The following is a 13315-nucleotide window of genomic DNA, read 5'->3' on the forward strand; positions in this document are numbered from 1 at the left end:
TCCTATTTAAAGATAAATCCTATTCCTCTTACTGTTTGAATAAATTTTCTTTGATAAGGTTTGTCTACTTTGTCTCTTAAATATTTAATGTATAAGTCTAAAATGTTATCATTTCCGATATAATCAAATCCCCATACTTCTTCTAATATTTTATCTCTTGATAAAACAATACCTTTATTTAATACTAAGAAATCCAATAATTCAAATTCTCTTTTTGATAATGAAATTAAAGTATCTCCTCTTGTTACTTCATATGTAGAATAATTAATTCTTAAATCTTCATATTCAAAGATTCCTTTGTGGTCTACTGTTTTCTTAGTTCTTCTCAATAAAGCTTTTATTCTAGCTAACAATTCTTCATTTGAGAATGGTTTAGTCATGTAATCGTCTGCTCCATAATCAAATCCTACAATTTTATCACTAATTTCATCTTTTGCTGTTAACATGATAATAGGTACTTGTGAAGTTTCTCTTATTCTTTTACAAACTTCCATTCCGCTCATTTTTGGTAACATAACGTCTAATAAAATTAAATCGTATGAACCGTATTTTGCCATATTTAATCCTTCTTTTCCGTCATAAGCAAAAAATACATCAAATCCTTCAAATTTTAATTCAATCTCTAATAATCTAGAAATTTTAGGATCATCTTCGATTACTAATATTTTTTCTCTCATTTTTACCACCTTTTCTTTATAATTTTATTAATTTTTCAGTTCCTAAAATATTATTTCTTTAAATAATAAATTAAATTCCAGTATATTATACTCTAAAATTATTAAATTTACAAGCAATTAGTAATATAACACCTGTTATAGAATTTTAATTTAACCTAAATCTGATGTATCCATATCGCTATCAGAAACTCCTAAAGGTAATTTCATTCTTATCAAATCCATTGGTCCCATTTCAACATCAGTTTCGATAATCGCTATTGTATTTGGATTTACTTCATCTTGGAATTCGTCATTTTTAGTATTTAAGAAATTCGCTACTTTGAATGGAATAGGATCTCCTTCAGGTCTAATCAATTCAAATGTATCTGTCGCAAACGCTTTATTTCTAATTTGAATTTTATATTTATTTGTATCCACTTTATCCAACACATTTGCAATCAATCTATATGTTTGGCTATATGACAATCCTGTTTCATAGTTTTGATCCTTTTCAGAAGTTGGTCCTAAATAGAATCCGTTAGAATATTGTCTATGACTTATTGTTTTCAATTCTTCAAGCCAATTTGGATTATATTTATAATTTCCTGAATAATATGAGTCTAATGCTCTTTTATATTGTTTTACTACTGTTGAATTATAGTAAATACTCTTCATTCTTCCTTCAATTTTTAGTGAATTTACTCCAGCTTCTATAATTTGATCAATAAATTCTATCGAACACAAGTCTTTTGCATTGAAAATAAATGTTTCTCCATGTTCTTCCACTATATCATGCGCACCTTTATCTTCATGTCCTTCAGCAATTACTTTATAATTCCATCTACAATCTTGTGCACAAATTCCTCTATTTGAATCACGATTTGTAAAATAGTTACTCAACAAGCATCTTCCTGAATAAGCCATACACATCGCACCATGAATAAATACTTCAATTTCTACATCAGGTACTTTTTCTCTAATTGTTTTTATTTCTTTTAAAGACATTTCTCTAGCTAAAATAACTCTTTTGGCTCCCATATCTTTCCATGTTTTAACACTCATCCAGTTAGTATTATTAGCTTGTGTACTAACGTGAATTGGTAAATTTGGTGCATGTTCTCTTACTAATTGGAACACTCCTAAATCAGCTACTATCGCTGCATCTGCTCCATATTCAGCTAACATTTTTATAAATCTTGGTAAATAATCAATTTCTGTATTATGAGCAAAAATATTTAATGTTACATATATTTTTTTCCCTAAACTATGAACATAATCTATTGCTTCTTTTAATTCTTTATTTTTAAAGTTAGAAGACATTCCTCTTAAATTAAATGAGCTTCCTCCTACGAAACAAGCATCTGCTCCAAAATGGATTGCTGTCTTCAATTTTTCCATATTACCTGCTGGTGCAAGTAATTCTACTCTTTTTTGCATTAATCCTCCTATTTTGTATATCTTCTCTGTTATAGTATAATCACAATTTATAATCACTACTGGTTTAATATTATAACAAATTTTTCTGCTTTTGTCATTTTTATTATTCTTTGTTTTCCATATTAACAAATTGTTGATACTGTGGTCTAAATCCTAATTTTATTGTTCCCGTCGGACCACTTCTATGTTTTCCTATAATTAATTCTACTACTTCAAAATCATCGCCTTCTTTAGCTTTATTTACAGCAGAAGAAACATCAGTTCTATATTCATTTGGAATATCTAAATCATTTTTACTTTCATCTTTATTATAATAGTTATCTCTATACAAAAACATAACCATATCCGCATCTTGCTCAATCGCTCCAGATTCCCTCAAATCCGACAATATCGGACGCTTATCATTTCTTTGCTCAACACTTCTTGATAATTGAGATAACGTAACTACTGGTATATTAAGCTCCTTAGCAATAATTTTTAACGATCTTGAAATTTCAGAGATTTCTTGCTCTCTACTTTTTCTAGAACCTATCATTGGACTTATTAATTGAAGATAATCAATTAGCATAAAATCTAATCTTCCTTCAGCTTTTAACCTTCTAGCAGTCGCCTTTATTTCCAAAATATTTACACTTGAAGAATCTGAAATATAAATATTCATTTCATTAAGACGTCCCATACCGTCACCCATTCTTGAATATTCTTCACTTGTCAAATTTCCTTCTTTTATTGCTTTTAACTTTACTTTAGACTCTATTGCAAGTAATCTGTCAAATAATTGCTCATTTCCCATTTCTAAACTGTAAATCAATACGTGCTTTTCATTTCTAGCTACATTTAGTGCTAAATTCAATGCAAAAGCTGTTTTTCCCATCGCTGGTCTTGCAGCTAAAATCAATAAATCCGAACCATGAAATCCACTCGTCAATTCATCATAATGGTTGTATCCTGAAGTCATCCCAATAATTCCATCTTTATTTTTAGATTTCAAATCAAATTCTTTAAATTTTTGAACACCTAATTGCGATAATTTAACTATTTCTTTTTTTTCTTTTTTTTCTGCCACTTCAAAAATCATGCTTTCAGCTTTATCTAGCAAAGCATCGACATCTTCATATCCTTCATAAGCCAATCTCTGAATTTCTTCACTTTTTCTTATCAAACTTCTTTGAACAGATTTTTCTTTTATAGCTTTAGCGTAACTTACTGCATTTGCTGCAGTTGGAACTACTTCTGTTAAATCATAAATAATTTCTTCGCTACCGATATCTTCCATCAATTTCTTTTTCTCTAAACTATTTATCAAAAGAAGCGTATCAATAATACCCCCTCTTTCATAAATATTTATCATTTCCTGAAAAATTAATCGATAATTAACCTTATAAAAATCTTCTGGACTGATTATTTGAACAACTTCTCCAATCGCATCAGGATTTATCAATATCGATCCCAACAACGCTTCCTCAGCTTTTATATTTCTTGGAAATACCTTTCCTAAAGACTCTTCTTCAAATTGTTCCCTATTTTTTCCCTTATGATTTGTACTTTCTCTAGGACTACTCAAAACTTGTAGTCCCGTATTTTCTTCCTCTTTTTCCTCAAAATTTGAATCCTCAATTATCTCAGACATTTACTATTCTTTCCCTTCAACTTTAACTTTTAAAATTGCTTTTACTTCAGTATGTAATTTAATTTCAACTTCATGAGTTCCTAATTCTTTAACTTTAGAATCTGTTGACACTTTCTTTTTATCAATTTCAATTCCTAATTGTTCTTTAACCGCTTGCGCTATTTCTTTTCCACCAATTGATCCAAATACTTTATTATTCGCACCTGCTTTAACTTTCAAAACAATTTCTTTTTTTGCAAGTAATTCTTTCAATTCATTTGCATTTTGTACATCTCTGTCATGATTTTTTTGAGCTTTAGCTTTTTGTGCTTCCAATTTTTTTATATTTTCTGGAGTTGCCAACACTGCTTTATTTTTATTTAATAAAAAATTATTTGCATACCCATCTTTTACTTCTACTATTTCATCTTTTTTTCCTACACCTTTTATAGTTTCTTTTAAAATTACTTTTACTTTCATATTATTTCTCCTCGCTGTTTTTAATTTTTCATTCTGTTTTTACTTTATCTTTCCTCTATAACCTCTCCATCAAAAAATTTTAATACTTTTGAACAAAATTCATCATTCTTATCAAAAAATTCTTCTGCACTAAATGCTTGTATTTCTACATCTGTTCCACAAACTTCATTTACTACTTCTTCTATCCTTTTCTTGTTTTTAGGTTCCATTACAATTTGTTTTTGGAATTTATTTTTGATTGGAAATTTTATCATGACAATATTTTTTTCCATATGATCAGGAATTGTTCCATTTAATAATGCATTAAGCATCATATTTTTAGATCCACTTCCCAGCGCTTTCCTTATCTCATTCCAACTATTTTTAAATAATGAAATATCATATTTGACAAGATTTTGTTTTTCGATTTTTTCTGTATCATTCGTTTTACTTGTTCCATTAATTTTGCTATTATTATGACTAGCAAAATTATTAATTTCTTTTTCTGTATCCAACGAATTTTTGGAAATATCTCGCATTACTTTTCGATAAATTTCTTGTTTAATATTTGATAAATCTTCTTTATTTATGCTATTTCTTTTATCTATTTCCAGTTGACTTATCGTTTCTTTTTTGTAACTCTCTCTCTTTTTGTACAGTTCATTTATCAGAACATAACCTAATAACCGCTTATCCTCTTCATATTTAAACTCATTCAATGTAAAGAAAATCGCACTAATCACCTCTAAAACAAAATTAACATCGAGATTTGAATCTTTCTTAAATTGTTCCTTCAAATAGTAAGAAAAATCTTTCAAAAAAGTTTCCATCACAATTCCATCTTCCCAAATTCTGTCGATGAAATCTATCAATTTTTCCTTGTCAGCTTTTTGAATCAATTCCAAAAATTCGCTTAAAACAATTTCTGGCACGACTCCCAACGCACTTTGCGTCTTTTCAAGCGTAATTTCTTCGCCACTAAAATTAGAGATAACCTGCTCAAAAATCGAAAAACTGTCTCTCGCACTTCCCTCTGATTTTTTATATATTAATTCCAAACTTTCATCTGTTATGCTAATATTTTCCTTTTCAGCCACATTTTTCAAAAGTTTCATAATATCATTCTTATCAATCGGCAAAAAATCATATCTTTGGCAACGAGAAACAACCGTATCAGGAATTTTATCAATCTCTGTTGTAGCTAATATAAATATTACATGTGACGGCGGTTCTTCCAAAGTCTTCAAAAGTGCATTGAAAGCCTCTTTTGTAAGCATATGAACCTCATCAATTATGTATATTTTTTTTCTACCTTTAACAGGCTGATAATTTATTTTTTCCTTCAATTCTCTTATCTCGTCAATACCTCTGTTAGAAGCTGCATCAATTTCAATCATATCCATTGATATTCCTTGAGATATTTCACGACAATTCTCACATTCGCCACATGGATTGTCTGTAATTCCATTTTTTAAACAGTTCACACCTTTAGCTATCAGTCTCGCAATCGTCGTTTTTCCAACTCCACGAGGCCCTGTAAATAAATACGCATGTGAAAGTTTATTCTCTCTTAATGAATTTTTTATTGCTCTTGTAACAACTTCTTGTCCTGCAATTTGATCAAAATTTTGAGGTCTATATTTTCTATACAATGTAATATTCAATATTATCACCTTTTTTTATTATCACCTTTTTTTTCGGGGTACTTCATTATATCATTTTTAATCAAATATTTCAAAATTTCCTTTTTATAATTAATAAATTCTTCTGACATTGAAATTTCCTCATTATTTCTACCTTTTCTATCAATTTTCACTTCTATTTCCTTTATAATTTTTCCTGGACTTCCCGCCAAAATATAAATTCTATCAGAAATCAGTATCGCCTCATCAATATCATGTGTTATAAACAAAGTCGACATTTTAATTTCCTTCATAATATTCAAATACCATGTTTGCATTTTGTGTTTCGTGATGGCGTCTAATGCACTGAAAGGTTCGTCTAATAACGCTACATCGCTCGAAAACATATATGTTCTCAATAATGCAGCTCTTTGACGCATACCTCCTGAAAGCTGCGAAGGATACTTATTCTCCGTTCCTTCCAATCCAAATTGCTGAAAATATTTCTGAGCCTTCTCTCGAGCAATCTGCTTTTTCATCCCTTTTATTATCAATGGTAACGAAACATTATCAATTATCGTCTTAAACGGCAACAATAAATCCTTCTGAAGCATATAACTTACTTTCCCAGACTTCCCAGTAATTTCTTCTCCATTCAATTCCACTTCCCCTTCACTCGGCTCCAAAAGCCCAGCAATCACATTAAAAAGCGTTGTCTTCCCAACTCCACTCGTCCCTAAAATACAAACCAATTCATTCTCACACAACTTCAAAGAAATATCCTCTATCACTTTCTTATCTTCAAATTCAACCGAAATATTTTTTACTTCTAATTTTATCTTTTTCACAATTTCCCTCTTTTTTCTATTTTTTTATTCTAAACGTGTATCAATAAAAACAACAAATTATTTCACATATTCATTACTATACCCAAATCCTTTTGGTATCGCCTTTTCAATCAACTTATTCTCATACAACCAAGAATAATATTTATCAACCTTGTCAATATCAAGCAATCCCCACTGTTTCGCCTCAGCCTGATATTCTTTCGCCAACCATTTTTGACTCGCAATAGCCAATTTCGTATCAATTTCAGGATTATACTTAATCAATATTTTAGCAGCCTTTTCAGGATTTTTTATTGCATACTCATACCCTTTTCTTATTGCTTTTAAAACTTTCTTTGCCTCTCTAGGATTTTTTCTCAAATAATCATTATTCGCAATAATCAAAGGACTTGGATAATCTAAATTCTTATCATAATCAATAAATTTCAAAAAATTTGTCTGAATTCCTTCAGTCTGTAATTTTATCCCATCCCAAGCATAATAAATCCAAACCGTATCAATATTAGTTTTCAAAGCCTTCATAATGTCAGGAACTTCCGTTGGAATCAACTTTATCTTATTATAATTTCCACCATCATCTGTCACTACTTTTTTAATAATCGCCTGTTCTATCGGTGACTCCCAAGTCGCATAACTGTGATTTTCCATCTTTTTCGGACTGTCAATTCCTTTTTCCTTCAAAGAGATAATTCCTGATGTATTATGCTGAATTATCGCAGCAACCGCTGTAACAGGAATTTTTTCATCTGTCGTAAACGCTTTAGCCAAAGAATCTGCAAAACTAATCCCAAATTGCACCTTTCCTACTCCAACCAATTCTGTCGCACTCCCTTCAGGCGGCTGAACAATCTCCACGTTTTCCAATCCTTCTTTCTTAAAATACCCCAATTCCTGTGCCACATACAACCCTGTATGATTTGTATTCGGCGTCCAATCAAGCACAATACTAATTTTCTCCGACTTCTTCCCATACCAATTTTTATTATTCCAACACAAAACTGCTAAAATCAAAACTAAACCTAAAATTACAATTTTTAAATTTTTTTTCATCATTTCTTTAAATTTTTTTACTCTCTTTTCCTTAATTTTATTTTCCCAAGGCATCATTTTTTCTTGTAATTTTTTCACCAAGTACATCAAAATCAAGCTAATAAACGATACTAAAAATATTACCGCAAACATTTTGTCATAAGAAAAAGATTTTCTAACACGAGTCATGTACACTCCAAGTCCTTTAAGACCTCCAAGCCATTCAGCCACAACAGCACCAATTATCGAATAACTCACCGAAATCCGTAGTCCTGCAAAAAAATATCCAATCGAACTTGGCAATTTCACATGAATAAAACTTTGAAAAGGCGTCGCTCCCATTGTTTTCATTAAATTCAACGTATCCTTATCAACCGACTTAAATCCATCAAGCAATCCAATTGTTATTGGAAAAAAACTATAAATCATAATCAAAATTATCTTTGGAACCATTTCATACCCAAACCACAACACCAACAATGGTGCAATCGCCACAGTAGGCACAGTTTGAGTTATCACCAACACAGGATATATCGCCTTATACGCAAATTCATATCTTTCCATCACAATCGCTACTAAAAATCCAAGCAATATTCCAAAAAATAATCCCAAAAATGCCTCAACAAGCGTAACTCCCGCATTATCCATCAATAACGGAAAATCATCCACAAACGCCTTCAGAACTTCAATTGGCGATGGTAACATAAACTTTGGAATCACCCCAACCAACGACATTACTTGCCAAAATACCAAAAAACCTACAATAAACACATACGCAGCTCCTTTTTCCTTCAAAACCCCAATTAAAGAACCATGCACTTTCTTATTTTTTCCACTCAAATTAAATCACTCTCCTTTTAAGATATACTTAAAAAATATAAATTTTCTATTTTCATAAATCAAAAAAATCTTCCTTTATTACAAAGGAAGATTTCTATATTTCATATCTTTAATATTTCAATATAAATATATCTTAAAATCAAGTTCTGACCATTTCCAAAACTTCATTAAAATCTATAAAATACTCCCTTCGTCGGCATTATCCGTATCAGGTAAAATGGGTTAAGTTCGTAAACTACTCTCAGCCTTTCAGCTCCCCAGTATTCTGAATTATGTTTAAATTTATTATACATTTATTTAAGGATCAAGTCAATCAAAATTTTAATCTATTTTACCGCTCCAAATAAATCATTCAAACTCTCACTCATTGTCGGATGAGTAAAAATCATATCTCGAATAATTTGATAAGGTAAATTTCCTTTCATTGCTAAAGCGATAATATTTATCATTTCGTGTGAAGTGTTACATAATAATGTTGCTCCTAAAATTTTGTCAGTTTTAGCATCTACAACTACTTTTAAAAATCCTTCTGATTTTCCTTCAATTTTTCCTTTTGGTATTGCCATTGCTTCAATTTTCCCAACTTTTATATCAAATCCTTTTTCAATCGCTTCCTTTTCACTCAATCCAACTCTCGACAAAGGCGTGCTCAAAAAAGTTGTATACGGAACAACATTTCTATCGTTTAAACTTCTATTTCCATTTCCATAAACATTATCTCGAATTATTCTAAAGTCATCTAATGATATATATGTAAATTGTAATCCACCTTTCACATCACCCAATGCCCAAATATTTGGTGCTGTTGTTTCTAATTTTTCATTTACAATAATATTTCCTCTTTCATCCACTTGAACTCCTGCTTTTTCTAGCTCCAATCCTTGCGTATTAGCCTTTCTTCCAATCGCAACCAAAATCTTATCTCCATTAAATTGTATAATTTCTCCATTTCCATTAGAAATAGCTATAGATGAATCATTTTCATCATCAAAAATTTCTTCAACTTTTGAATTCAAATAAAATGTAACACCTTTTGCTTCTAATATTTTTTTAACTCTGTCAGCAGCTTCCTTTTCTTCTCTCTTCAAAATATCATCTGACGCATCAATTATCACCACTTCTGAACCAAATCCAGCATATGTCGAAGCAAATTCTAACCCAATATATCCAGCTCCAATTATTACAAGTTTTCTAGGCAATTCCTTCAATTCCATCAAAGATTTGCTTGTAAGAATATTTTTACTTTCTTTCAATCCTTTAATATTCGGAATTATTGTTTCTGAACCTGTATTTATGAAGATTTTTTCTCCTTCAATTTGGATATTCTCTCCATTTTTTTCAATATTCACAATTTTATTCGAAACAAAACTTCCTTTTCCATTGTAAATATCAATATTTTCCTTACTTGCAAGCATTTCATAATTTTTCCCTCTCAAAGCTGTTATCAATGCCTCTTTCTTATCCACACTTTTCTCATAATAATCTTTTCTTTCAGTAAATGTCGACAAATCCTTATTTTCCAATCTCTCAACACTATTCACAAGCGATTTGCTCGGAATACACCCAACATTAATACAAGTTCCTCCGTACATTTTATCAGATTTTTCAATTAACGCCACCTTTTGACCTTTCCCAGCTAAAAATCCAGCTAAAGTCTTTCCTGCTTTTCCAAATCCTATAATGATTGCATCATATTTTTTCATATTGTCCTCCTCATTTGTTACTTTCTAATTTAATAAATTTATTTTCTAATTTATTCTATCATATTTTTATAATTTTGTACATACAAATTTTTACAAAAAAAAATAATCGCTGTTTTTTTATAACAACGATTGTTTTCACTAATAATTTTCAGGAAATAAAATTCTTTCCACACCTTCGATTATTATATGTAAAATCATCATGTGAACCTCTTGAATTCTATCCGAAGTTTCTCCAGGAATGATAAATTCATAATCACATTCACCTTTTAATTTCCCACCATCTTTTCCTAACAAAGCCACTGTTTTCAAGCCTTTTTCCTTCGCAACTTTCACTGCTTCAATAATATTTTGCGAATTCCCTGAAGTTGAAATCCCAAAAAAGAAATCTCCTTCTTGTCCAAAAGCTTCAACACCTTTAGAAAATATAAAATTAAATCCATAATCGTTTCCGACACAAGTAATATGCGAAGAATCACTGATACTTAATGACGGTAACGCTTTTCTATCTTTTCTAAATCTTCCAGTAAATTCTTCAGCAAAGTGCATCGCATCACAGTTACTTCCACCATTTCCTGCTATCAGTGATTTTTTCCCATTTCTGTAAGCCTCTGCCAATTCTTCTGATATTTTTGTTGTTCTTTCGATATTTTCATCATTTTCTACAAAATTTTTCACAGTCTCAAAAGCTGTTAAGTACGAATTTCTAATGTTCTCCTTCAACATTTTTATTCCTCCTTTGTTTCCTTTTTCGATTTTTCAAACAATTCCCTATTTATCTTGTAATCTTTAACAAATTTTATAAATTTGTCAATTCCGTCTTTATCCTCATTTTCTCTAATCAAAACTATTTGGAATCTGTCTTCTGATTTATCAAAACTATGAACCAATTTTAAAGTCCCTTTCATAATTTCTTCATAAACACTATAATACGGCAAAACAGCAAATCCCAAACCATTTTTTATCAAGTTTTTCATCGTTTCAATACTTCCATTTATAGTTATTCTATTATCAAAATTAAATCCAACTTTTTTTTCAAACAAATCTAAATATTTATTCGTCAAAACGGTATCCCTTTTCAATAATTGCATATCTTTCAATTCATTGTAATCATGAATTTCCTTCCCAGCCACAACAACAAAAGGATATTCTTCCGTTTCAATCACTTTAATTTCCTTATCCTCAATGAAATACTCTTCCATCAACGCAATATCAACTGTTCCCTCTTTCAAATGTTTTACAAGCGATTCCCTATTTTTTATATACAAATCAAATTCAATTTCTGGATTATTTCTTTTAAATTCAACCATTATTCGTGGTAAAACAGGCTCTCCAATATTATGAGTCGCTCCAATCGAGATTTTCCCTTTCTTATATTGCAAAATTTTATTCATTTCTTTTTCCATTCTTGAAATCTTTTCAAAAATATCTTTAGACATCTTAAATAATTCTTTACCAGCAAATGTCAATTTAAAATTTTTAGAATTTCTCTCTATTAATTGTAAACCTAAAGTTGATTCCAATTTTTTTATTTGAATAGAAACCGCTGATTGACTTATATATAGCTTTTTGGCAGCTTTTGTAAAACTTTTTTCTTTACACGCTTCAAAAAATATCTTTAAATGATGTATATCCATTTATTTATTCTCCAATCATATATTTTATTAATAGTATTATAAACTATTTTAAAGTATTTGTCTAGTAAAATGGCGTTTTGTAAAGTACTTTTTTTACTTTGATGGAAAAAATTTTTTCAAATTTTATAAAATTTATTTATATATGTAGTCTCTTTTTGAATTTTTCTTTAGAATATACTAAAAACATAATTTTTTTATACAGTTAATGCAACTAATATAACAAATTATTAATTTTTTATAAATATTCACTATTTTTCAAGATATTCTACCAATTTTTCATATTGTTTTTTTGCCTCTTCATATCCAATATTATAAACTTCCTGTAATTTATCACGATTTTTCTCAATTCTTCCTAATGTCAATGGAATTGAAGGCTGAATCACAAAAATTTCTCCCTTTTTTTCCAAATCATAAACATGATCCAAAGTTGCATTATATCTGCTATATCTCGTTTTCATTAGTTCCACAAATTTAGGATATTTCTTATATCTTATCGCAGAAATCGTTCCTAATTTACTCTGTTTCTTACGATAATTTTTATCTCTCGTCAACACCACAATATTTTTCTTATTCCCCTTTTTCATTGAATAATCCAAAGGAATAGGATCAGCAACTCCTCCATCCAAATAATTTTTACCATTCAATTTAACGAATCTTGATAAAAATGGAAGTGAAGCTGACGCTCTCAAAATATCAATTTCTTTTATAGCATCTTTAACTACAGGATATTCAGCTTTTCCAGTTTCACAGTTCGTAATAACCGCTTGAAATTCTGTTTTACTATTTTTAAATGTTTTATTATCAAATGGATTATACTTTTCAGGAATATCATGGTACGCATATTGTTCCTCAAAAAAATCCCCAGTCTTTATCAAATTATAAAAACTTGCATATTCTCTCTTATTTATATGATCGGCAATCGCATTAAATCCTCTTTTATACTGTTTTGAAACATAACTCGCACCCAATGCTGCTCCAGCCGATACTCCAATTAAATTGTCCACTTCAATATTTTTTTCCAAAAAAAAGTCCAAAACCCCCGCAGTGAAGATCCCTCTCATTCCTCCACCTTCAAGAACCAATGCTATTTTTTCATTTTTTCCCATTTCATTTTCCTCCTTACTCTATTTTTTTAACCTATAATAAAATTAAATATATCTTTCTTTATTTGAATTTAAGAATTTTTTTAATTAATAACATATCTTAATATCTAATTATATCACTTTTTTCAAAAAAAGATTCAAAAATAAAAAAATATTTTTATTAATTTTCCCTATCAATAAACCCTTATTTTATCGTATCCTTATCACTTTTAATATAATTTTTGAAAAAAAAATAAATTTTTTTAAAAAAAGTGTTAACATTTTTTCATAATATGAAACAACATATTTGCTAACAACTAAAGAGATAGAGTACTAATAAAAAGTAAGATAAATTTATTAATAAAATAGTGTCACGAATCATCTCAAATTAACCTA

General features: G+C 29.5%; 11 protein-coding genes and 1 riboswitch. All 11 genes read right to left on the bottom strand.

What is annotated here, in order from left to right:
* Positions 1-2: 2 nt before the first annotated feature.
* A complete protein-coding gene (locus J4863_RS06305) occupies positions 3-677 on the bottom strand; it encodes a response regulator transcription factor (protein ID WP_211617948.1) in 675 nt (224 codons plus the stop codon).
* 150 nt (positions 678-827) lie between these two features.
* The gene (locus tag J4863_RS06310) at positions 828-2093 is read right to left on the bottom strand and encodes a U32 family peptidase (RefSeq protein WP_211617949.1); all 1266 of its coding nucleotides are present in this window, start codon (positions 2091-2093) and stop codon (positions 828-830) included.
* Positions 2094-2196: 103 nt separating this feature from the next.
* Entirely contained in the window at positions 2197-3723 is a 1527-nt protein-coding gene (gene dnaB, locus J4863_RS06315; RefSeq protein WP_211617950.1) for a replicative DNA helicase, read from the bottom strand.
* 3 nt (positions 3724-3726) lie between these two features.
* Positions 3727-4182 (bottom strand): 50S ribosomal protein L9, encoded by a 456-nt coding sequence (gene rplI / locus J4863_RS06320; RefSeq protein ID WP_211617951.1) that lies wholly within the window; start codon positions 4180-4182, stop codon positions 3727-3729.
* Positions 4183-4226: 44 nt separating this feature from the next.
* Positions 4227-5825 carry a DNA polymerase III subunit gamma/tau gene (gene dnaX / locus J4863_RS06325; protein ID WP_211619335.1) on the bottom strand — a complete coding sequence of 533 codons (1599 nt, stop codon included), beginning with the start codon at positions 5823-5825 and terminating at the stop codon, positions 4227-4229.
* A 5-nt stretch (positions 5826-5830) separates the two neighbouring features.
* The gene (locus J4863_RS06330) at positions 5831-6634 is read right to left on the bottom strand and encodes an ABC transporter ATP-binding protein (RefSeq protein ID WP_371815588.1); all 804 of its coding nucleotides are present in this window, start codon (positions 6632-6634) and stop codon (positions 5831-5833) included.
* 54 nt (positions 6635-6688) lie between these two features.
* Positions 6689-8500, bottom strand: coding sequence for an ABC transporter permease/substrate-binding protein (locus J4863_RS06335; RefSeq protein ID WP_249111485.1), 1812 nt, complete (start codon positions 8498-8500; stop codon positions 6689-6691).
* Positions 8501-8668: 168 nt separating this feature from the next.
* A riboswitch (TPP riboswitch) is annotated at positions 8669-8770 on the bottom strand.
* A 56-nt stretch (positions 8771-8826) separates the two neighbouring features.
* Positions 8827-10203, bottom strand: a complete 1377-nt coding sequence (locus J4863_RS06340; RefSeq protein WP_211617953.1) for an FAD-dependent oxidoreductase — start codon at positions 10201-10203, stop codon at positions 8827-8829.
* A 138-nt stretch (positions 10204-10341) separates the two neighbouring features.
* On the bottom strand, positions 10342-10926 hold the full coding sequence (gmhA, locus tag J4863_RS06345) for a D-sedoheptulose 7-phosphate isomerase (RefSeq protein WP_211617954.1): 585 nt from the start codon (positions 10924-10926) through the stop codon (positions 10342-10344).
* 2 nt (positions 10927-10928) lie between these two features.
* Entirely contained in the window at positions 10929-11837 is a 909-nt protein-coding gene (locus tag J4863_RS06350) for a LysR family transcriptional regulator (RefSeq protein ID WP_211617955.1), read from the bottom strand.
* 248 nt (positions 11838-12085) lie between these two features.
* Entirely contained in the window at positions 12086-12943 is an 858-nt protein-coding gene (locus J4863_RS06355; protein ID WP_211617956.1) for a patatin family protein, read from the bottom strand.
* Between the last annotated feature and the right edge of the window lie 372 nt (positions 12944-13315).

Origin of the sequence: Leptotrichia sp. oral taxon 221 (genome assembly GCF_018128245.1) — a bacterium.
GTDB lineage: Bacteria > Fusobacteriota > Fusobacteriia > Fusobacteriales > Leptotrichiaceae > JABCPH02.